The following is a 23,248-nucleotide window of genomic DNA, read 5'->3' as shown; positions in this document are numbered from 1 at the left end:
TGGGCAGGCTCAGCTTGGGATGACAATGGCTTGCTAGTTATTTTCGAACAAACCAATTTTACAAGAAGTGTCTTTATGTAGTTTTATTTTTCTGTTTCGTTTTTCGCACCGATTTTTTAATTTCCGGACTAGACAAAATCAATTTTCGTTGTTTAAAAAAGTCACTTAAGGCTTTTTCTTCTTCAATTGTCAATGAACCTTCTCCGCCAATGAAATCTACTTCTAATTCTATTTTTTTTATCTTACGCATCATTTCTATTTTTAAGTTGGTATTTGTTATGTGCTTCGCAATTTCTCTTATTGATTTTTAAAATACTTATTAATTAGTTTCAGTGCTGATTGGGTTTCAATAATCATAATACGTCCCCCAACAATGAAATGCTCCAAGCGTTTTTTCGTAATGTTCAACAAGTTGCGTTTTTGATATAAAAGACACATTTCCTTCGTGTCCACGTTGAAAGGAAAGTTTACAGGCATAAGCCACTAAATTTCCAGGAACTCCAGAATAAACTTTCGCATTTCCTTTGTTAAACGGTGAACTTTCTACCAAATGCATATAAACATGGTCTATTTTCACTTCTAAACTTACCAATCCCTGAATAATTGTAGCATTATTTACAATCGTAAGTTTATAGACATCTCTTTCAGGTTTGGCAAATTCTGCTTTCCAGTCAAAAAGCCATTTATTTCTTTTGGTAATTGCTTTTAAATCATTAAAGGTCAATAGAGAAATGTCGGTTGCGAAACTGTCGCCAGTAACCACATTTTCAATTGAATTGGTTAGTTTATCAATAACAAAATCAAGTCCTTTTGCTGAATTATCTTTCATTATACAAATTTACAAAAAAAAGGTTTTAGTTAATTCGGAAATATCAATTCGGCACCAACTTCCAGCAAAGAAGCAATACGCCCCCCTAGATTTGATACTTCCCGTTGTAGGTTCCGTCACGCGGGATAGCATCTTTAAGGTAGACTTCCCCGCTCCATTCTTTCCTATAATACCTAAAATCTCCCCACGTTCCACTTCAAAATTAATATCCTGCAAGGCCCAAACATAATCACTCTCGCCTTTAGTACTGCGGTCATTGGTATCGCCAATTTTTAAATACGGATTTTCTTTGCCGCGCATCTGATGCCACCACCGGTTTAAGTCGTCATCCTGAGCAGAGCCTGCCCTGAGTTTTTATCGAAGGGTCGAAGGGCAGCGTACCGGTGCCTACCTGACCCAAGCGGTATGGCACTGGATATGTTTTCGGCTTTTAATATAATGTCTTTCAAGGGAGGTTTAATTGGTTAATCGGTTATGTGTTGAAATGGTTAACTGATAATTTCAATGTAAATAAAAAATAACAATAATTTCAATAGCGATATAATCCTGAATCTGAAATCTGAAATCTGAAACCTGCTGCCTAATCACTGAACACCTAATGACATTTGCCAAATTTAAGGAAGCTATTTCAATTATTCAATATTTTTTGTGTCCTGATTTTCAAAACTACTTACAGTATCAATTAATGCAATTAGTGCTGTAGTATAATCGGCCATAAAGTGCGGTATATTTAGCAATCCATCTCGATAGGATAGGTTTTTTAAGGAATATTTTATTCGAAGGGGAGGACTGTATTTTTTGGCATAAAACGTTAAACTACGGCTTCTTACATTCTCATCCGATTTTACTTCGATAGGGATGATTTCATTTTTTGATTGAATAATAAAATCAACCTCGGCTTCATTCCCCGATGTCCAATAGCGGGGCATTACCTCAAATTGAGGAATAAGACTTTGTAAAATATAGTTTTCCAAAAGGGCTCCTTTAAATTCAACAAACAGTCTGTTCCCCTCCGTAAATGCAATGGGATCAAGTTTAGACTGTTTGCGCAATATCCCAACATCGAAAACATAAATTTTGTAAGCGCTCAAATCATCATAGGCAGATAAAGGCAGTTTTGGAATTTTACACAAATGAATACGATACACTAATCCAGCTTGTTCTAACCAGCGTATAGCATCCTCATACTCTCTTGCTCTTGCCCCGGGTTTCACCAATTGATAGACAAATTTTTTATTTTCTCGGCCAAGTTGAGAAGGAAGAGAATGCCATACATAACTAATTTTGGCTATATCTTTCATAACAGGATGTTTGGCAAAATCAAGTTCGTAGGAACGAATTAAGTCATTCAGAACCGCATCAGCTTGCCCAAAATCTTTGGTCTCCAAAAATGTTAAAGCTACAGCTGGCAGACCGCCTGTGATTAAATATTTTTTAAAATTGTCCTTGATTGACGAAAAAAAGAGATCCGGTATGGGTTCTATTTTTTTAATCCCTTTTAAATAGGTTCCTAATTTAGGGTCGCATTGGTCCAAAAACTCCGTAAATCCAAGTGGATAAAGCGTCAGAAACTGAACCTTCCCTACCGGAAAAGAATGCGCTTTTCCAAGTGAAATACCCAATAAAGAGCCGGCGCTAATAACATATACTTGAGGTAAATTTTCGAAAAAATATTTAAGGGTGTTTAAAGCGGGGAGGCATTCTTGAATTTCATCAAAAATAACCAATGTATCAGAGTCAATTTCCCCTCCATGAACAATGGATAAATTTTCCAAAATTCGATGGACGTCTTTTGTGTTTTCAAAAAATTGCGTGAGCTCGGGTTTTTCATCAAAATTAAAATAGGCCATCTTTTTAAAGTGGTGCGTTCCTAACCATTTCATTAAGTAGGTTTTCCCAACCTGTCGTACACCATTTAGAATCAATGGCTTATGATTTGGCGCAGTACTCCACCGGATTAAATCGGTCTCTAAGGTTCTTTTGAATGTAATTCCCACTATTTAATATGTTTTATGTGTTTTTAATCACAAATATAGCACTAATTATGTGATTATTGATGTCTGACGATTAAAAAAATCCTGTCCTCTGTAAAAAAAAGCAATGTTTAATACAATGTCAAACCCGAAAACTGCCATCTGAAACCTGTTATCTGAAATCATTTACCTACCTTCCGAAACCTGATTACCGATCACTATTTTTTTGATTGTTGAATGATGATTTTCGATTGCAGAAGTTTTAAAAACTGAATACATGCGAATGAACACTGACCACTACTCCCTAAACCGTATCAATAAAACTCTTCTCCATCTTATTAAAAACCAACAATCCCACAAAAAACACAATTACCGTTACTAAGAACGTATAACTTAAACCCAATATAGAAATATGACCAACATTCAGCAACATATAGCGTGTGGTTTCTATCACATAAGCCAACGGATTATATTGAACCAACCAACTATAATTGGGGATTTTTTCCTTGATTAGGGCCATAGGATACATTACTGCCGATACATACATCAGTAATTGTACGCCAAAACTGATGAGATAACTAAAATCCCTGTATTTGGTAACCAAGGACGAAATAAACATTCCCAATCCCAACCCTAAAATACCCATCAAGGCAATTAGTAAAGGAAAAAAAAGGGTCGTTCCATTTAAGCTAATCCCTGCACCCTGAGAGTAATAATAAATATAAAAAGCAATAAATATCAGAAATTGAATTCCAAATTTAAGCAAATTAGAAATAACTATAGAAAGAGGCATAATAATTCTAGGGAAATAAACTTTTCCAAAAATAGCGGCATTTTTCTTGAATGTATCCGAGGTATCGTTGAGGCAAGCAGTAAAATAATTCCAAACCGTAATTCCGGCCAAGTTAAACAAAAACGGAGGTACTGTTCCCGTATCAATTCCTGCCACGTTGTTAAAAATAATGGTAAAAGTAATAGAAGTAAACAAAGGTTGAATCAGGTACCAGAGGGGTCCTAAAACAGTTTGCTTATAAACAGTCACCACATCTCTCTTCACAAAAAGCATCAGCAAATCGCGGTATTGCCAAACCTCTTTAAGATTAAGAGAAAAGAATTTATTTTTGGGTGTTATTTCAAACAGCCAAGTGGTATTTGTATGTTCGGGTTGGCTCATGGGTTTGTGCTAAAATCCTAGTGTTGATTTTGTCTTCTCGAGCCCTTCGGCTTCGCTCAGGACAGGCTGCAGTCGAGCGCACTTTTCTTTATTCGTTAAATACTATCATTACGAAGCAAATATAAATAATTTGCTCTTGGTATTGCATTAAAAATCGCTTGACAGATTAATTCTTTTTCGAATTAGCTTTTATTCATTTAATGCAATCGATCTGAACTACGATTAGAAAAATAAACTTAAAGCACCTTGCTAATTTAAAGAATCGTTATCAAAGAAAATCACCATCATCCTTCCGTTCAAATTGTTTTATATTATAAAAAATTATCTGTCCTAAACGATACAGGAATAATAAAAATACAACTTTTACGGATTACATTCCCGATATTCTATAACTTTTAAGGATTACATTCCTGATATTCTATAACTTTTAGGGATTTAGAACTACAAACAAACTCCTAAATATAAAAATGCAATAGGCCTATCACATTTTCACAATCTTTACTTATGTAAAAAAACCAGATAAAAAAGGGAGCGGGAATATAGAATTAATTTTGAATTGGATTAAAATATATAACAGAACACTGTTATAAAAGGAATAAATATAATTTAACGTAAGTTAAAAATGAGTAACTTTAATACACTCTAAAATAACATACAAATCATTCACTTTAAAACAGATACATTACATAAAACAAATCTGAAAATAATCATGAACAATCAAAACGTTAGCCAAAAATTGATTAGCAGTCATCTTCTTTCAGGTGAAATGAAGCCTGGAAGCGAAATTGGATTAAAGATAGATCATGTGCTGCAACAAGACGCTACCGGAACCTTAATCATGCTTGAATTAGAAGCTTTTCAATTAGAAAGAGCCAAAGCTGAAGTCGCTGTTCAATATGTGGATCATAATCTACTGCAGACCGATTACAAAAATATGGACGATCATCTTTTTCTGCAATCGGCTGCTGCCCGCTTTGGGTATTGGTTTAGTAGACCGGGGAACGGAATTAGTCATGCCGTACATATGGAAAGATTTGGCAAACCCGGCAGTACGCTGTTAGGTTCTGACAGTCATACCTGCGCAGGGGGTGGTATCGGAATGCTGGCCATCGGTACCGGCGGATTGGATGTGGCTCTTGCAGCTGCCGGCGAACCGTATTTTGTGAAGATGCCAAAAATAATGGGGATTAAGCTTACGGGCAAATTACCGGATTGGGTCAGTGCAAAAGATGTGATTTTAGAAATGTTAAGACGCTATGATGTAAATGGCGGACGCGGATATATTTTAGAATATTATGGCCCCGGACTCCAATACCTTAGCGCTTGGGATCGGCATGTTATTGCCAACATGGGTGCCGAAATGGGTGCCACTTCTTCGGTATTCCCTTCTGATGAAATCACAAAAGAGTTTCTTCGAAAAGAAGGACGGAAAGACCAATGGATAGAGCTGAAAGCAGATGAAGGAGCTGCTTATGATCATGATGAAGAAATTAATTTATCTGAATTGGAACCTTTAATCGCAATTCCCAGTAGCCCCGGTAACGTAGTCCCGGTCAGAGAAGTGAGTGGCAAACCTGTATCGCAGGTTGTATTAGGTTCATCAGCCAATCCGGGGCTGCGTGATTTCTGGATTGTTTCCCAAATTGTAAAAGGACAATTTTCATCTCCGGAGGTTTCTTTTGATGTCAACCCTTCCACCCGTCAGATATTACAAAATCTGACAGAAATGGGGGCTCTTGCTTCCTTGATTGCTGCCGGTGCCCGCGTTCATCAATCAGGTTGCATGGGTTGTATTGGTATGGGGCAGGCACCTGCTACCAATAGCATCAGTCTCCGAACAATGCCTCGTAATTTCCCGGGACGTTCCGGAACGCTTGATGATCAGGTATACCTTTGTAGTCCGGAAACTGCCGCCGCCGCTGCACTCACAGGAAAGATTACTGACCCAAGAGATCTCGAAAAACAATTCAATATTACTTATCCAAAATGGAAAGAACCGGACACTATTAATGTGAATCAGCAAATGCTGATTCCTCCCAATGGAAAATCGGTTGAATTGATCAAAGGCCCGAATATTAAAACGCTCCCCGAGTTTGGCGAACTTCCTGACGAATTGGAAATCCCCATTCTTTTAAAAATGGGAGATGACATTTCTACAGATGAAATATTAAAAGCGGGTGCAGATGTATTGCCGTTACGCTCCAATATTCCTGAAATCAGCAAATATTCTTATTATGTGATTGACCAGCACTTTTACGATCGGGCTATAGAAAACCAAAACAAGCACAATGGTTTTTGTGTGGTAGCGGGCGAAAATTACGCACAGGGCTCCAGCAGAGAGCATGCAGCATTGGCCCCAAGATATTTAGGCCAACTATTTACGATTTCAAAATCGTACGCACGAATCGGTTGGCAGAACCTGATTAACTTCGGCATTATCCCTTTCGAATTCCAAAATAAAGATGATTTTGACAAACTGGAACAGGGTGATGTACTAAGAATCGAAGGACTGAGATCAGCAATAAAAAACAGGAACGTTTTGAATGCAAAAGTAATTGGGAAGCAAATGAAAATTCCGCTCGTCTTGAATATAAGTGACCGGCAAATTGAAGTAATCTTAAAGGGTGGTGCTATAAATTATGTAAAAGATAAGAAACATTTCAATCCATAAAAAATTTGAAAAAGATTTAAAATATACTTTTCAACGTTTTAGCAATAACAACGAACAAGATTTAACAGACCAGGAAATAATTTACCCGACACACTTTTGCGACGACTGTAACACTCACAAATGGTGTTCCCATAGAAAGCGTGAGCAAAATGTTGGGACATAAAAATATATGACTATCCGTAATGCGGACTAAAATCATTTCGAATACAATTTTCGTCGTTTGTACATTTATAAAGCATAAATATTAGCCCACAGATTGTACAGATTATACCGATTTACACGGATTCTTTTACTCGGTGAATCAAACTGTTATTTAAATCTGTGCAAAATCCGTTCAATCCGTGTTATCTGTGTGTCCTATTTTATCCTTTGGAACATATTGTGGACTGTCATATAAAAATATTAGAACCACACAACACTATGCTGAAATTTTGGATAAAAAAGTGAGTGAGGATATGATGATTTTGAGGACAAAATTCAATTTAGTAAAAGACCCAAGTAATAATTCTTTAGAAGCAAAGTCTGTTTTTTCCTGATATAAGAAGACTATTATATCAACTCATATCAGGATAATACATTATAAAGAATTAATAAAACTCAACAAATCATTTCTGTCTTTTGCAGAAAGTTGTTTGTATTTATTTTTGGCATTTTGACCTTCACCACCGTGCCATAGAATAGCTTCTTCTAAATTTTTTGCTCTACCATCGTGCAATAAATTGGTATGATTATTCACGGTTTGAATAAGTCCGATACCCCATAAAGGAGGTGTTCTCCATTCGTTTCCTGTGGCTAGAAAATCGGGAGTATTATCCGCCAATCCTTCTCCCATATCGTGCAATAATAAATCCGTAAACGGGCGGATGGTTTGATTGCGTAAAGCTGCAATTGGATGGGTATTCCCTGTTTGGATTTTAGGAATATGGCAATTGGTACAACCTATAGTTTCAAATGTTTTTTTCCCTTTTAGCACATTTTGATTGGAATAGTTTCTCCTAGCCGGAACTGCTAATGTACTGGAATATAAAACCACCCGGTTTAAATTTAAATCTGAAATTTCGGGTGTACCACCATTTGGAATTGTTGTTGCATCAACTCCGGCTGGTATATTTTCATTAGGAAATAAACTGGTTGTTATCCCCATATCTCCTAAGAAAGCACCAGCAACTTGTTGACGAATACTGGGTTGATTTGCTTTCCATCCAAAACGACCTAGTTTCTGACTATTTGAAGCAACATCATAAACATAGTTTGCTTTTCCTGAGATACCATCGCTATTATTATTGGTTGCAAAACTTAAAATAGTACTTTCCGGAACGGCTTCCAATAATCCTAAACCAATCATTTGGCTTGCAACTCTTGGCGAAATTTGTACATTGTTAGCCAATAATCCATACCCCAAATTATTGATTTGATAGATTGGTTTTTGCAAGATTACAGTAGTTCCATCTGTAAAAGTTTCGGTGATAGATTGATAGGTAATCATATATTTACCCTCTACAGTTTGTCCAAGAATGGCATTGTCTTGTAATTGTCCTCCATAAATTGGATCTGGAAGTGACCCCCCATTACTGTTTGTACCGGGAATGCTTAACCTTAATAATAATCCGTGACCAAGTTCACCATCAAATAGAGGAGCTCTTCCTCTTCCGTCTTTAAAATGACAACTGGCACAGGCTATTGCATTAAAAAATGGCCCCAAACCATCTCTTGCAGTTGTAGAAGAAGGTGCAGAAATCCAACTTTGTCTAAAAAAGGAGTTTCCGATACCAAAATCGGATTGTTCATCGAATGTCAAATTGGGAGCAAAAAAGCCAAAAGCTTCTTCCGAAGTATTAAAAACAGTAGTTTCTCCACCGGAATATTGTTCTCTCTCTTCCGGAGTTAATGCTATATATTCATCATCATTATTGGCACAACTAAAGAGTTGAAAGCAAATTAAAAAAGCGAGACCTTTAAGAGTGTTCTTCATTTTGTTAAATAGAAAAAAGTGTCCAGTTAAAAAGGACACTTTAATTAAACTTGAATTTACTGATTCATTAATTTACAGTGATACCGATATTTGAAGCACCGGCAAGTAAATTAGAGCCAAAATCTTTCAGCTGTAAAACCGCTACCCTCACTTTTGCTCCTTCGGTTGATGATAAACCGCCTGAAATTGCCAAATCAAACGGGGTTAATATAGCATTAATTTTAGTTACTGCCGCATTCAAAGATACATCAGTACTGTTGTATGTATTTGTGTTAGACTGCTTAACTAAATCTTCCAATGATGCTCCATCAACCGTTCCGTAATTCCCTTTATATACGTTGATTACTCCTTGAAGGTTTAAAGCAATATCCCTATGTGTATTGTCACTAAAACAAGAATGTTCGTCTTCCTGATCTGCATTTCCCAATGCAACATCCATACGCTCTACAGGCAATTCTGCTGATACAAGTGTAGTTATTCCCAGATAAATATTTCTAATAGCGACATCATCAGATAGCGCAAGAAACGTTGTTCTATAGGTTCCGCCAACTTTCCATTGGTTTACTAAATACTCTAAATTATCTGTTAATAAATCAGCACAGGCATTCAAATAAGCAGCTCTTCTGGTTTGGTTTGAGTTTGTTCCGCCAACAACATAATCTGCATATGCTCTCAATCCAGCTTCATTTTCTGAAGGAGCAGTTAAATCTTGTCCCCAAAGTAAAAATTCTATGGCATGATATCCAACACTAATATTTTTTTCCCCGCCTTGTTCATTCAAACTCTCTAAAAGAGCTTTGTTGATTGTTGGGAATGCTGTCAAATCATTGATTATTCCAGCATTTGTTGCCCCTTGAACATAATCAACATAATTTTCATCTAATGGCCAGGCATTTAATAATCCTTCCGGTCCATCGGCATTATCAATTGGTCCATCGGCAAAACGGAAAGCTTCGGTTGTACCATAACTTTCTCTTGATGTTTTCCAAGCTGTCTTAGCTATTGTAAAATTGGCATCTGTTGGAGTAGTTGTAAAAGTATTTATTGCTGTTTCTAATATTACGGCATCATCATAAGCTTTTTTATAATTTGCGAAGGCAATGTTTGCGTAGTTCTCTACAACTTGTTTTTTTGTAACATTAGAATTACTGGAATCATCATTATTATCACAAGAAGTAATTAAGACCACTGTTATTAAAAGTAGCGTCACTTTTAAAAATACTTTTTTCATATTTTGCTTTATTTAGAATAATTAAATTTAAGGCAAAAATATAATCTTTTGTTAAATCACCAAACTTTATTTAGAATAAATTTAAATAGATATTTGTTTTTGTTTACTGATTTGTACATTTGCAAAAATTAAATTCCTTTTGCATAATTCCTTTTATGGATGTGATTTTTCTGGATGTGGTAAAAAGAAGGTATTATTTGATTATAGTAAATTAGCTCAATAAATGAAACGAATAGAATTCCATTCGTTTTATTGAATTTAATTGTAAAAGAAGAACAATAATGATAGCGGTTTTCCAAACATTGAAAGAAGTAATTAAAGTTACCTTGGGCAATTTTACGGATTCGGATAACCGACTTTATTTTTTGTACTTTATCTCTTCGGGGGTGATTGCCTATTTTGTGTATTTCAAAACCAAACATCAGGGGGCTTTTCTTAACTATATTTTTAATAAAAGAACATGGTTAAGTAAATCCGCCAAAGTTGATTATTTGATGTTGTTCTTTAACAGCATTATTAAAGTGGTACTAATTGGCCCTTATCTGGCCTTTGGATTTTATCTGGCATTTTATACCGATGATTTTTTGGCGCGAACTTTCGGCTACGAAACGATAACTTTAAGCACAACCCAAACCTTGGTTTTATATACCCTTACCATAACATTATTGGGTGATTTCACGACTTATGTCATTCATTATCTCATGCATCGTTTTGAATTTCTATGGGAATTTCACAAAATTCACCATGCGGCGACAACACTCAATCCAGTAACCCAATATCGCATTCACCCCGTAGAACTGATTCTGGTAAATATCAAGGAAACCCTTGTTTTTGGATTGGTTATGGGACTTTTTGATTATTTGTCGGCACATCAGGTTCATGCGATTACTTATTTGGGCATCAATATTTTGTCCTTTTTGTTTATGTTTTTGGGAGCCAATTTGCGTCATTCCAGCGTGAAACTCAAATATTTTAATTTTGTTGAATATGTATTCATGAGTCCATACCAACACCAGATTCACCACAGCAACCATCCGGAACATTTTGATCATAATATGGGATCAAAGCTGGCCATTTGGGATTGGATGTTCGGGACATTGTTGCGCTCGAAACAAGTTCATAAAATCACCTTCGGAATTAGCAAAGAAGTTGACCTGCAAAAAAAATATGAATCGTTTTCCAATAATTTGTTTCTCCCTTTTGTAGGTATTTATAAGGCAATTACGAATAAAGTTACACGCTAAAATGCTGTTTTTGTAGTTTAACACAAAAAAAATCATCGGTAAAATACTGAATATTAATTTGTTAAAAATTTATATTTATTTATTCTAAATAACGTTTGACAATTTAAAATACGTTCTTATATTTGCGGAAATTATTTTAATTCAATCTAAATTAACTAAATATGGAATTTAAAAAATTATCTCTTTCCGCACTATCAATTCTATTCTTGGCACTTGTTTCTTGTTCAAATGACGACACACCAGCTGAAGAAACCTTCAATTATACCGTTCCCGCAACTTACACATTCGAAAGAAATGCGGTGACTTCTGTAGATTACTCAGGACAATCGAGCCGTTTATTAATGCTTGATGAGATGGGGAACTACTTTAAAACAGCTGCAACAAACGGAACAGTGGCTGATGATGCAGTTTTATCTGAAATGTATGCAAATACCAACAATCGTTTTACTGGTACAGGTTTAAACACTTCAGGAAAACAATTAAAAGATAAAACGGCTGCCTCAAAAGATTATTTTTCTCTATATCTTGGTGGTGGCTCAACTGCTGAACAAGTAAGCGTTCGTGCTTTATTTGAAACTCAATTCGACAATGCTGATGCTGCCAGTCAAGGAGCGACAGCTTCTGCGGGTGTTGCAGGTGTTTATTTAGATGGTACAAGTAAACGATTATTTGCTGCAAATGGATTAGAGCCACAACAGGTTTTATTAAAAGGAATGATGGGGGCTTGCTTCATGGATCAAATCGTAAATAATTATTTGAGTTTGAATAAATTGGACGAAGGTACAAACAAAGCCAACAATACTGCTAAAGTTTTAGAAACTGGCAAATCCTACACTACAATGGAGCACGCTTGGGATGAGGCTTATGGCTATATTTATGGCGCAGATAATTTAACTGTTACACCAAACGTTTTTAAATTCTGGTCTAGTTATATCAATCAAGTCAATGCAGATGCTGATTTTAATACCCTTAAAGCGGACATTGACTTGGCTTTCCGTAAAGGTAGAGCGGCAATTGTTGCCAATGATTATAAAGTTCGTGATGCACAAATTGATGTTATAAAAGCAAAATTGGCAATGGTGCCAGCAGTAAGAGCGGTGTTCTATCTTCAAGAAGGAAAAGGAAAATTAGCAACCGATAATGGTGCAAAAGCATTTCACGCTTTATCCGAAGCATACGGTTTTATTATGTCATTAAGATATACAAATAAACCAGGGACAAATAGTCCTTATTTTACAAAAGCAGAAGTAGATGCCATGTTGGCTTCTATGGTGAGTGGAACAAATGGTTTGTGGGCTATCGATACATTGGGAGCAAAACTAGATGCTATATCTATACAAATTGCAACAAAATTTGGTTTTACAGTTGCTCAAGCTGCAACAGTAAATTAATTCAAGGTGATGCGAAACGAAAAACAAGCACAGGATCGAGCAAACGACAAGAAAATACCAAGCCAGAAACTGTTCAAATTGCCCGCTAAATGGTGTTTGCCATAAATCAAAAAGCAATCGTGTTATAGAAATAAATGTTAATCTAAAAAAGCTCAAACACAAGGCTCACGAACTGCTCAATAGCGAACAAGGTATTGAAAGGCGTAAACAAAGATGCCACGATGTGGAACCAGTTTTTGGAAACATTAAGCAGGACCATGGGTTCCAACGCTTTATGCTTCGAAGTACCAAAAAAGTGCAAATTGAGTGGGGTTTATTAGCAATTGCACAAAATATACGCAAAAAAGCAGCTCATTAGGCTACCGTCTGGACACAAATATTCAGACGAAATTTTAGCCACGAATTTCACTAATTTTTACGAATTAATTAGAGTAAATTAGTGAAATTCGTGGCTGTCTTTTTTATAATATCATAAAATCTCTGTAAATCTTTTTAATCTGTGTCCTATTTTAAACTTATGTCCAGACGGTAGCTCATTAGGCTGCTTTTTACATTTTTATTCAACTTCAACTCAACAAGAGTGGAATAGGTTTTTTGAAATCTTGTTTTATATTTCTGAAACACAAATCAAAGAGACTGTCTTGTTTTTATTTTGAGACAGCCTCAAAATTAATTAACTTTCAAAACAGATCTTAAATTTCTTAAGTTCAGTTCTATTTCTTGTAAAACTAAAAAACCATATTACCAGTTGTTCAATCTCTCTGGGTAAAAGCATTTTTATTGCTTTTTTAAGCTCTTTAGAAAAAAGATTTGGGCTAAAACTAACTTTTTCAAGAATTAATATGGAGTAATCTAACATAGATTTATTGTAAAGATTAACTATAAAGTATATAAGTAAAATTCTATCCGACGATATATTTAAAAGAGCTGTCTCTTTTTTGTTTTGTGACAGCCTCTTTTTTTTACCTGTTTTTCCTTTTAAATGAAAAAGGTCTGGAAATACTAAATCCCCATCGAAATTGACCTTTTTTCCAAGAAGTTGTGGTATAAGGAATAAATTGATTTTCTAAAAGAGCTGTATTATTCATAAATGTCAATTGAAAAACATGGCCGCCTGTTTCAATTTCAAGACCAGCCGCCAAAGGGTTATAAAAAGGCAGTCCGTTTTTTTCAAAATAAGCTTTACGATTTCCACTATCGAAAGTATAAAAATAATCGGCTATTAGCGCCATTCTTTTAGTTAATTTGGCTCTTGCGCCAATTCCGACAGCAAAAACATCGTTACTGTCTCCATATCCCACACGGTTATAGTGGGTGTAGGTTGGCAGCAACGCTAATGAAAAATTACTGCTAAATTTCCTAACTATAATCGTTTGGGCCACAAACGACCAACGATCAGAAAACGTGTCAAAATGATCGGGAACTTTAGGATTAACATTAGAGCTCATTGTGGAAACAACAGCGTTACCAAAGAAAGTAATCCCTAATGGAATACGGTCTTTTTCGGTTTGCTCGAGTAGCTTATATTTACAATTTGCTTCAAGCAACTGACGAATAGCGGTTGCTCCTTTTGTTCTGGAGATTCCAATAGCCAAATGGTCTGAAATTCCATAATCTAAAGCAATTTTAATATCGGCAGCATTATCGGTTCCATAGAAGGTTTTAAATCCACCATAATGACCTCCGGCATCGCCAAATCTATGGGAAATTATAAAATCAAGCTCTCCTTTATGAACTAGTTCATTGGATCGAGCATTAATAATTTTGGAGGATTTAAAAGTGGCATAAACTGGAATAGTGTCTTTTTCACTTGTCGTTTCGGAGGGTAAATAGTTTTCCATATTGTCTTGAGCCGTAACACTAAATACAGGTAACATCACAACCAAAACGATTCTAAGTCTTTGATTCATTTTCATTATACTTTTTTGTAAGGCTTATAATTTGCTGTAATTTTTATCTCTAATTGTTCTGCAATTTTGGTAAAGACCACCGTTGGTATCTCCACACCATGATCGGCTAGTTTAATTTTAAAATCGGAAGTTAAAACTAAACCGTTTTCATTACTGGAGAGCGTTCCTGCTATTTTATATTCTTTCTTTTTTCCGTGTATATTTAATACACCAACGATGGTTACTTTATGATTTCCGTTTTTTGCAAAATCAATATCTTCTAAAATTTTACCATTAAAATCAGATACCGGAAATTTGTCACTTTCCATATAGTTTTCATTGAAATGCTCCTGCATTAATTTTTCTCTAAACTGGAAAGTGGTATTTTGAATTTTAAAATATACCTGTTTAGTTGTGTTATTTAAAACGGTAGCTACTTTATTACTCGTTCCGTCTATATCTTGTATAGGCGTTTTAGAGTAGAAACTCACTTTTGCGTTTGAAGTGGTAAAAATGTCTTGTGAAAACATAGAAGTAATGGACAATGCTGCTAATGCAACAAAAAATAATTTTGGTTTCATTGTGTAAATATTTAAATAAGTAATTGATTAATTTTCAGGCATTCCTTTTGCAATCCATGCGGCCATTAAATCGCGATCGCGTTGGGAAAAAGGAAATTTTGGTGGCGGTGGCATCGTTCCATTAATAATTGTGGTTGCTATTGGATTAGCGAATCGAAGGGCATTTTCATAACTATGAGTGTTTAACCACCATGTTTCAGCGGAGCCGTCAACACCATGACAGGTTGCGCAGTTTTTTGTTAAAAGAGGTTTAACATAATTTTGATAGGTTACATTCTCCGATGTAATTTCAGGAGATGCAAATACTATTCTATCATTAATATAATCACCTTCTTTTGAGCAAGAAAACAAAAACAATAGAAATACAAAGTGTACAGGATAATTTTTATTCATTTTTATATTATAGTAAATTTATTTTTAGACAAAACTAAATATTTTTTTAGACAAAAATACATAACTATACCGAAAAAATCAGATAATTTGAACTTAATCTAATATTTTATGCTTTTTTAAACTCGAAAATGGTTAACCTGCAACTGTCCTAACATTCATATTTTCTCACAATATTACTTGTGTTGATACCGAAAACTTACTATTATTCAATGTAATAATATGCTTGTAACATCATAACAAGTGGCACTTTTTTTGTCAAAAGAAGTTTTTACATAGTTTTCATGGCTAACATTCTCCGTTGTGATTTCAGGAGATGCGAATACTTTTCTATCATCAATAGAATCACCTTCTTTTAATCAAGATATCAGACTAAAAATGCTACCGTATTTCATCAATTTAAAAGAAGTCATTTGTTTTATTTAGATTGGTTCTTAATAATTATTTGCAAATATATATGTTATTTTTAATTATTCTAAATAAAAATATTATTTTTACGAAATAAATTTTAACTCATTTTTAACCTTATGAAATCCCCATGATTCGTTAAACGCAATCACTAATGAAGATTTTGTTCATGGGGATACCATATTCCTTTAAAAAACAAATATTATCTACATATGAAAAAAGTAACATTCCTGATTTTGGCAACATCATTTTGCCTTAAATACTTACAGTCAAAACAAAAAAAGTGAAGACATCAAAGTCATCAAATCCATGTGTGGCTGCTATGAAGTGAAATTCAATTTTACTGAAACTTTTAGCTATTCAAAAGATACTGTCAACTATAAACCATCAAAAACAAAGCACGATTCCGGTTTGGAATGGGTTGAATTAGTAGAAGACCAACCTCTTTTCATGAAGCTTTTTGATTTAAAACCGGATACCTCAAGAGAAGAAATAAATAAAATAATAGAGAGTTACATTGTGAAACAATAATAATTGAAAATTATGTGTGCAATCAATTTTTTGAAGAGAACTAAAGACGGAATTTTATTGTATTGCCATTGTTCAGATAAGTATCAATTGCTGTTTAAAAACATCAACTATAATTTAACGCTCTTTGAATTGGAGCGTTTTGTTCATTATATTGAAAATGTTAATGAATCATATTGGGAAGAAGAATATAAAAATTCTGTTTATGACAAGCGTATTCCTATTCCGTCGGTTCAAGCCAATTTAATGATCTTGCTTGATTTGGTTGATTTGGTTGAACTACGCGAACTGTTGAACTATAAAACCAAAGAAACAAAATATGTCACCTTCCGGGAAATTGACTATAAAATTATGATGAATTAGTATCGGTTAAAGTATAGCATTTCTTAAAATTACATTTTTTTATTTTGTTTTGAAGCCCTGATATGCACTTGCAGACACAGGGCTTTTTTTAACCATTCGCGTCTATTTCTACCTAACACAAGGTTTTTTGAAGGATTGATACCGATTCCTTCAAACTAAAATCGCACAACTTGCCTGACTGCATAAAAAGTATCTCCTAAAATTTCACGTCTTTACTCCCGATAGTCACCAGATTTTCCGAGCATATCTTTTAAAATTCTTCAAAAAAAATGAAAATTCATTCAAATTGCAGAAAGTATTTTAGCCAAAAATGTAAAGATATCCATATATTTTTTTAATTTTATATAAAAATACTACGCCATGCTATCAAAAAATATTGAAAATTCGTTAAATAATCAGATTCATATCGAGGCTGAATCTTCGCAAATCTATCTTTCTATGGCCTCTTGGGCTGAAACTCACGGTCTGGAAGGAATTTCAAAATTTATGTATGCCCAATCCGATGAGGAACGCATGCACATGCTCAAATTGGTGAAATACATAAACGAACGTGGTGGCCATGCCCAAGTAAGCGAATTAAAAGCGCCAAAAACAAGCTATAAAACGTTCAAAGAAATGTTTCAAGAACTCTATGAACATGAAATTTTTGTTTCTGTTTCCATAAACGAATTGGTTCACATTGCGTTTTCTGAAAAAGATTATGCAACACACAACTTTTTGCAATGGTATGTAGCCGAACAAATTGAAGAAGAAGCCCAAGCTAAAATTATTTTAGACAAAATCAACCTAATAGGCGATGATAAAGGCGGTTTATATCTGTTTGACAGGGACGTGCAACAATTAACCTTAAACGGCTCCACATCCAAAGGGCACTAAATAGCTAAACACCATTTAGAACACCTAAAAATAACGTATCTTCATTTCAAGTATTCAATTTACCTATGTTTCCTCTCAATTTACGGAAACAAACAACAGTGAAACAGATGCAAATGACAATACATATGGTATTTTTGGTCAAATCCCAGCCTATTATGTAGCTGATTTTTCAACTTCCTACAAATGGAAAAAATGGAAACTGGAAGCCGGAATCACCAATTTCACAAACAATAGTTATTTTACAAGAAGAGCAACTGGCTACCCAGGACCAGAAATAATACCTTCTGATACTAGAACTTTTTACACGACTTTAGAATTTGTTTTTTAATGTTTTAGAGTAATAAAAGCCTACCCGGCTCTTCTCCTAAAGTTGTTGGTAAGTATTAAAATCAGTAAATTACTGGAAGTTGCCTAAGAGTGTTTTTACCGTTCTTTTTCATCTCTCCATTTATTGCACTTCTATTTTATTAAAGACGAGCAACGGTACTTTGGCTTTAAAGGAATAATTGGCTGAGTTACTGGAGAAAAATATTTTGTCGAAAAAACTTCTGTTTTGTTGCGTGAACATAATCATCATGGAAGGTTTTGACTGCTTAATTACCGCTTCTATGTTTGAAATTAAACTCTTGGCCAGATTGATATTTTCGATATGCAGTTTAATATTATGCTTTGCATTTTTTTTTACCAATTCATTTATGGTGTTTTTATTTGTTGTTATTTCGGTGGGGTAATTGAAATGGAGTATTTCAACTTTTGCCTTTAATGGCTTTGTGAATTCAATTACTTTTTTCAGTTCATTTTCAAAATTTACAAGGTCTGAGGCGTAAATGACGCTCTTTATCTCACTTCGACGATAATTGTGGGGTACGGCTATAACAGGGACTATTGAATGGGAGATTAGACTGGAAGTGTTTGTTCCGAATATTTTTTTCAACTTTCCCGAGCCTCTGGTGCTGATGCAGATAAAACTGAATTTATTTTCCTGGGCATATTCCCTGACATTACTGTCTGCAAAAACAGCACTATTTATTACACACTTTTTGTTTTTGGAAACAACACCAATGTCCCTATAAACCGATGCTACAAATTGGTTCAGTTTTTTTTGAATTTTATCCGCTTCTTTCCTTTCATAATCAGCAAAGGCGGCATCGCTCATTGACGTAAGATTTGCAATGTAATAGGAATGAAAAAAAGTCAACTCAAATTTATGTTGGGTTGCCAATTGAATAGCAAAACGCAAACCTGCTTTTGAATTAGAAGAAAAATCGGTGGTAACAAGAATTTTATCCATTATCTTTTATGTTGATTGTTATTTTGACAAAAAACTATTCAATTGGCTGATCAAACCCAATGGTATTACTATATAAAGCCTAATCCACTTTCATTAACTTTAGTAAACTGAGCCACTTCATTTTTTTTTAATTATTTTTATCACGAAAAGCGGAGGCATCATTATCTCGCTTGTTAACCATTAACGATGCTGCAATGCTTACGATTAAAATAACAACAATCACCAACAAAGCAATTTGTATCGGCAATTTGTAGAAATCAACCACCAACATCTTCAGCCCGACAAACATTAATATCAAAGCCAGCCCCTTCGACAAATAGCGGAATTTATCCATCATCCCCGCCAGTGCAAAATACAGAGAGCGCAAGCCAAGTATGGCAAACACATTTGAAGTGTAAACAATAAAATGGTCTTGCGTAATTGCCAGTATTGCAGGAATGCTATCTGCCGCAAAAATCAAATCGGTGGTTTCAATCAACACCAAAACTAAAAATAAAGGCGTTGCAAACCGTTTCCCGTCTTGTTTTACAAAAAATTTTCCGCCATGCAAATCACTGGTAACAGGCATTACTCTTCTGAATAATTTTATCAGGGGATTTTTTTCCGGCTCAATTATTATCTCTTTTTGCGTAAGCATCTTATATCCTGTATAAATCAGTATCGCTCCAAAAACATAAATCGTCCAATGGAATTTCTCGAGTAAGGCCACTCCCGCAAAAATAAAAGCAGCCCGCATTATCAAAGCCCCGATAATTCCCCAAAACAAAATTTTATGCTGATGGATAGCCGGTATTTTGAAATAAGTAAAAATTAAAACGAATACAAAAATATTATCTACGCTCAATGCTTTTTCAATCACATAGCCCGTAAAAAACTCCAATGCCTTTACCTCCCCTTGCCAATAATAAATAAGGACATTGAAGCACATGGCAAGTGTTACCCAAACCCCCGTCCAAATCATGGCTTCTTTAATGCTTACTTCATGCGCTTTGCGGTTAAACACCCCTAAATCCAATGCAAGCATCAACAGTACAAATACATTAAAACCAATCCAAAAACTCAAATCCGTTTGCATACTTGTACTTGTTTAATTTTTCGACTCCTCTTGTTTTACCAAATTCATTTGGTCAATTTTTACATTTACCAAAATATTTACCTATAACGATGGTCTGACAGTTTGCGTCTACAAGCCGTTCGGGGTTTACTTGTACAAACTGTATTGAACGAAAACGCTTCTTAAAGGTAATAAACTTTTTGGCAAATGCCTAACAAAATTTTATACCCGAAAAAAACTTGAAGCTTGCACGAACCCTTCACGGTTTGTGATGCCTATGCTATTGATTTTATAGTCCTATTTCCTATTCTTGATTGTTTCTCTATAATACGCTGTAAGTTTTGACACAAATGTTGTGCTATAAAATCTTGTTCAGTACTCCAAACCGTATGACCATTAAATTGTTCTAATTGTTGCTGTGTTGTTTGGCAGTAATTGCCCAAGTAGTTTCATGAGTTCAGTCTGTATGGTTTTTATTTCATCGTCATAAGGATCATATTTATCTTGTTTTGGGTTCATTGATTCGTTCGCAAAACAACCCATTCTTCATCCTTGAATAACTCTTCTTGATTACAAGTTTTATCTCGCATTTTTAAAACATGCCCTTCATAACAAGTACTATATCTTAATGTTTTTAAAATATTTTCTTTGAATCCATTTTTCAACACTGATAATTATTAGAATTGAAAAAGCTACCATGGCAGACACCCCCCATGCCTCAGCTTTTAATGGAGATGAATGAAACCAACGATTCATAAATGGAAAATAAACAAAAGCGGTCTGAACAAACAGTACTGTTGCAATTCCGATATAAATAGATGGATTGGAGAAAAGCCCGATTTTATTGACTGAAAAATTAAGAGATCGGCAATCAATAAGATAAAACACCTGAAATAAAACCATTGCTGTTACAGCCATTGTTTGAGCTTCCGAAATGGCCAGTGAATGTGCCATGCCCCTGGACAGTTCAATATTATATTCCCAAAGAAATAATCCAATTGTTCCACCTGCCATTATCAGAGAAACCAGTATCATCCTGAAAATTATTAAGGAACTTAATAACGGTTTATTGGGCTTACGTGGAGGACGATTCATTACATCGGGTTCCATTGCTTCAAGCGCAAGCGGCAATGACAAGGCAACGGCAGTTATAAGATTGATCCATAATACCTGAACAGGCTGCATTGGGATGAGTAGAATTCCCCCTTCTAAGGGAAAAAATAACACGGCAATAAAAATAACCAATCCCAATCCTATGCTTGTAGGCAGAAGAAATACAATAGATTTCAAAAGGTTATCAAATACTCTACGTCCTTCTTCAACAGCAGCCTTTATACTTTCAAAATTATCATCGGCCAGGATCATGTCTGCCGCCTCTTTGGCAACAGCCGTACCACTGATACCCATAGCTACGCCAATATCTGCACGTTTAAGTGCTGGAGCATCATTTACACCATCTCCTGTCATGGCTACCACTTCCCCGTTGGCCTGAAGTGCTTTCACAAGATTTAGTTTGTCTTCGGGGGATACCCGTGCAAAAATATTGGTGTTTTTTACTACCTCCTGAAGCTCCTGGGCGTTCAAATTCTGAAGTTCCTTTCCGGTGATAACCCTGTCTGCATTTATAAAGCCAAGTTCCCTGCCTATTGCTGCGGCTGTTGCAGGATGGTCTCCGGTAATCATTTTCACCGTAATACCTGCATTATGACACGAATCGATCGCTTCTTTTACTTCCATCCTTGGAGGGTCACTTATGGCCTGTATCCCTAAAAAGGTAAATTCGCAAAGATCCTCTTCCGTAATGAGTGATGAATGTTCACTATCCACCTTTCTGGAAGCGAAAGCCAATATTCTCATTCCTGTTCCTGCCATTTGTAAAGCCTCCGCTCGTACCTGCTCTGTGTCAAAGACAATGGATGAATTTTCGCTATTTAATAAAAGGGGGATAACTGATTCAGGTGCTCCTTTAAGGTAAATTATTTTTTCTCCGGAAGGGGATAGATGGAGCGTAGCCATTATTTTTTTTTCGGAATCAAAGGGTAATTCATCCAGCCTCCGCCATTTGCTTCTTAGTTCGTCCTCGTTTATTCCAAACTTTCCGGCTACCGCTATAAGGGCAACCTCCGTAGGGTCTCCTACTGCTTTCCAATGACCATCCTTATTGTGAAGTGTTGCGTCATTGCACAGTGCAGCAGCCCGTATAAGTTCACCAATTTCACCCTCAGTTCCCTCTTCATCAGAATCATTTTTTAAAATTTTACCATCAGTATTAATGCCTGCTCCTGTTACATTGAATTTTTGCGTTCCATTCCAAAGTACCTGAACGGTCATTTCGTTAAGGGTAAGCGTTCCCGTTTTGTCTGAGCAGATTACAGTAGTGCTGCCCAAGGTTTCTACAGCTGATAAATGCCTGATAATAGCGTGTCTCTTTGCCATTCGCATAATACCGATAGCTGATGCGATAGTAATTACGGCAGGCAATCCTTCGGGGATAGCTGCTACCGCAAGAGTAATGGCAGAAAACATTGCGTCTATAAATGTATGATTACGAAATATCCCTATTAGAAAAACTAAAATGCCAACAAGGATGATGGAAAACGTAATTCCCCGTGCAATTTTTTCAAGAGATTTTGTCAGTGGAGACTTTACAGACGTGGTGGTTTGAAGAAGTGCGGAAATTTTACCGATCTCGGTTTTAATACCTGTTAAAACAACTACGCCTTCCGCTGTTCCTGAAGTAATCAATGTACCGCTAAAAACCATATTCTTACGGTCAGCAATTCCTGTATCTGCGTCAATAATATCCGTGTTTTTTTCTATCGGTAAAGATTCTCCCGTAAGGATAGATTCATTACACTGCATGTTTTTTACGAAAGTGAGCCGCATATCTGCTGATACCTTGTCTCCAGCCTGAAGCAATACATAATCCCCTGGAACAAGGTCAGCAGCTGGGATGTTTTTTTGCTTTCCATCTCTCATTACCGTAGCATTTTCCGGTATTAATTTGAGAAGCCCCTGAATGGTTTTCCCTGCCTGATATTCTTGAACAAACCCGATAATAGCATTAATGATTATTACACAAAACACTACTATCCCATCGGTGATTTTACCCATGGCTATAGCAAGGATGGTAGCAGCAAGGAGAACATATATAAGTGGGTTAAGAAATTGCCTCAGCAAAATTTTAAAGGCACTTTCTCTATTTTGCCTGTACAGTATATTGGGTCCTACTATTTTCAGACGCTTCTCGGCTTCTGTCATATTAAGACCTTTTGAGGAAGCATTGAAGTTCTCTAATACATTATTATAAGAAACTGAATGCCATTCTTTATTTTGCAGTAAGTGATCCATAAAAACTTCAATTTATAGTTGTTATATTTTTT

Annotated in this window: 19 protein-coding genes and 2 pseudogenes; 7 read left to right on the top strand and 14 right to left on the bottom strand. The window is 35.4% G+C overall.

Translation table 11 applies throughout. The annotated features are described in order from the left end of the window. Positions 1-73: 73 nt before the first annotated feature. The 5 genes and pseudogenes from ACNO7W_RS11430 to ACNO7W_RS11410 all read right to left on the bottom strand — a co-directional run bounded on the left by ACNO7W_RS11430 (position 74) and on the right by ACNO7W_RS11410 (position 3,976). A complete protein-coding gene (locus ACNO7W_RS11430) occupies positions 74-250 on the bottom strand; it encodes a hypothetical protein (protein WP_417938232.1) in 177 nt (58 codons plus the stop codon). Positions 251-346: 96 nt separating this feature from the next. Further along, the gene (locus ACNO7W_RS11425) at positions 347-829 is read right to left on the bottom strand and encodes a hypothetical protein (protein ID WP_417938231.1); all 483 of its coding nucleotides are present in this window, start codon (positions 827-829) and stop codon (positions 347-349) included. Between the two features lie 53 nt (positions 830-882). Then, a pseudogene (locus ACNO7W_RS11420) lies at positions 883-1,278 on the bottom strand (ATP-binding cassette domain-containing protein); the annotation flags it as partial. 183 nt (positions 1,279-1,461) lie between these two features. Further along, positions 1,462-2,826, bottom strand: coding sequence for an ATP-binding protein (locus ACNO7W_RS11415; protein WP_417938230.1), 1,365 nt, complete (start codon positions 2,824-2,826; stop codon positions 1,462-1,464). Positions 2,827-3,106: 280 nt separating this feature from the next. Further along, positions 3,107-3,976: an ABC transporter permease gene (locus ACNO7W_RS11410; protein ID WP_417938229.1), complete on the bottom strand. Its 870-nt coding sequence runs from the start codon at positions 3,974-3,976 to the stop codon at positions 3,107-3,109. A gap of 709 nt (positions 3,977-4,685) precedes the next feature. On the opposite strand from ACNO7W_RS11410, the gene ACNO7W_RS11405 reads away from it, so the two are divergent. Beyond that, complete coding sequence (locus ACNO7W_RS11405; RefSeq protein ID WP_417938228.1) at positions 4,686-6,647, top strand: aconitate hydratase; 1,962 nt, start codon at positions 4,686-4,688, stop codon at positions 6,645-6,647. 577 nt (positions 6,648-7,224) lie between these two features. Here ACNO7W_RS11405 and ACNO7W_RS11400 read toward each other — a convergent pair. Together ACNO7W_RS11400 and ACNO7W_RS11395 are read right to left on the bottom strand one after the other, a co-directional pair. Continuing rightward, positions 7,225-8,619, bottom strand: coding sequence for a di-heme oxidoredictase family protein (locus tag ACNO7W_RS11400; RefSeq protein WP_417938227.1), 1,395 nt, complete (start codon positions 8,617-8,619; stop codon positions 7,225-7,227). Between the two features lie 67 nt (positions 8,620-8,686). Beyond that, positions 8,687-9,850 (bottom strand): imelysin family protein, encoded by a 1,164-nt coding sequence (locus ACNO7W_RS11395; protein WP_417938226.1) that lies wholly within the window; start codon positions 9,848-9,850, stop codon positions 8,687-8,689. A gap of 281 nt (positions 9,851-10,131) precedes the next feature. On the opposite strand from ACNO7W_RS11395, the gene ACNO7W_RS11390 reads away from it, so the two are divergent. The 3 genes from ACNO7W_RS11390 (at position 10,132) to ACNO7W_RS11380 (ending at position 12,843) form a co-directional block, all read left to right on the top strand. After that, complete coding sequence (locus ACNO7W_RS11390; protein ID WP_417938225.1) at positions 10,132-11,094, top strand: sterol desaturase family protein; 963 nt, start codon at positions 10,132-10,134, stop codon at positions 11,092-11,094. A 161-nt stretch (positions 11,095-11,255) separates the two neighbouring features. Beyond that, positions 11,256-12,485 carry a DUF4856 domain-containing protein gene (locus tag ACNO7W_RS11385; RefSeq protein ID WP_417938224.1) on the top strand — a complete coding sequence of 410 codons (1,230 nt, stop codon included), beginning with the start codon at positions 11,256-11,258 and terminating at the stop codon, positions 12,483-12,485. Between the two features lie 34 nt (positions 12,486-12,519). Beyond that, positions 12,520-12,843, top strand: a complete 324-nt coding sequence (locus ACNO7W_RS11380; RefSeq protein WP_417938292.1) for a transposase — start codon at positions 12,520-12,522, stop codon at positions 12,841-12,843. A gap of 604 nt (positions 12,844-13,447) precedes the next feature. Here the strand turns inward: ACNO7W_RS11380 and ACNO7W_RS11375 are convergent. The 3 genes from ACNO7W_RS11375 to ACNO7W_RS11365 are packed head-to-tail and all read right to left on the bottom strand — an operon-like array spanning position 13,448 to position 15,348. After that, a complete protein-coding gene (locus ACNO7W_RS11375; protein ID WP_417938223.1) occupies positions 13,448-14,395 on the bottom strand; it encodes a DUF5777 family beta-barrel protein in 948 nt (315 codons plus the stop codon). Positions 14,396-14,400: 5 nt separating this feature from the next. Then, on the bottom strand, positions 14,401-14,955 hold the full coding sequence (locus tag ACNO7W_RS11370) for a YceI family protein (RefSeq protein ID WP_417938222.1): 555 nt from the start codon (positions 14,953-14,955) through the stop codon (positions 14,401-14,403). 27 nt (positions 14,956-14,982) lie between these two features. Continuing rightward, on the bottom strand, positions 14,983-15,348 hold the full coding sequence (locus tag ACNO7W_RS11365; protein ID WP_143385756.1) for a c-type cytochrome: 366 nt from the start codon (positions 15,346-15,348) through the stop codon (positions 14,983-14,985). A gap of 617 nt (positions 15,349-15,965) precedes the next feature. Here ACNO7W_RS11365 and ACNO7W_RS11360 point away from each other — a divergent pair. From ACNO7W_RS11360 to ACNO7W_RS11350, 3 genes and pseudogenes are all read left to right on the top strand, one after another. Continuing rightward, positions 15,966-16,197: pseudogene (locus ACNO7W_RS11360) on the top strand (DUF6607 family protein); the annotation flags it as partial. A gap of 99 nt (positions 16,198-16,296) precedes the next feature. Then, on the top strand, positions 16,297-16,644 hold the full coding sequence (locus tag ACNO7W_RS11355; RefSeq protein ID WP_417938221.1) for a DUF6686 family protein: 348 nt from the start codon (positions 16,297-16,299) through the stop codon (positions 16,642-16,644). A gap of 360 nt (positions 16,645-17,004) precedes the next feature. Continuing rightward, positions 17,005-17,520, top strand: coding sequence for a ferritin (locus tag ACNO7W_RS11350; RefSeq protein WP_417938220.1), 516 nt, complete (start codon positions 17,005-17,007; stop codon positions 17,518-17,520). A gap of 448 nt (positions 17,521-17,968) precedes the next feature. Here the strand turns inward: ACNO7W_RS11350 and ACNO7W_RS11345 are convergent, their stop codons facing one another. From ACNO7W_RS11345 to ACNO7W_RS11330, 4 genes are all read right to left on the bottom strand, one after another. Next, a complete protein-coding gene (locus ACNO7W_RS11345; RefSeq protein ID WP_417938219.1) occupies positions 17,969-18,811 on the bottom strand; it encodes a universal stress protein in 843 nt (280 codons plus the stop codon). A 127-nt stretch (positions 18,812-18,938) separates the two neighbouring features. After that, complete coding sequence (locus ACNO7W_RS11340; RefSeq protein ID WP_417938218.1) at positions 18,939-19,886, bottom strand: TerC family protein; 948 nt, start codon at positions 19,884-19,886, stop codon at positions 18,939-18,941. 375 nt (positions 19,887-20,261) lie between these two features. Next, a complete protein-coding gene (locus ACNO7W_RS11335; RefSeq protein WP_417938217.1) occupies positions 20,262-20,384 on the bottom strand; it encodes a hypothetical protein in 123 nt (40 codons plus the stop codon). Positions 20,385-20,483: 99 nt separating this feature from the next. Further along, the gene (locus ACNO7W_RS11330) at positions 20,484-23,216 is read right to left on the bottom strand and encodes a cation-translocating P-type ATPase (protein ID WP_417938216.1); all 2,733 of its coding nucleotides are present in this window, start codon (positions 23,214-23,216) and stop codon (positions 20,484-20,486) included. Between the last annotated feature and the right edge of the window lie 32 nt (positions 23,217-23,248).

It is taken from the genome of Flavobacterium sp. ZB4R12 (assembly GCF_048276375.1).
In the GTDB taxonomy this organism is placed as follows: domain Bacteria; phylum Bacteroidota; class Bacteroidia; order Flavobacteriales; family Flavobacteriaceae; genus Flavobacterium; species Flavobacterium gawalongense.
Note: the sequence above shows the minus strand (reverse complement) of the source record. Positions and strands in the feature narration are given on the sequence as shown.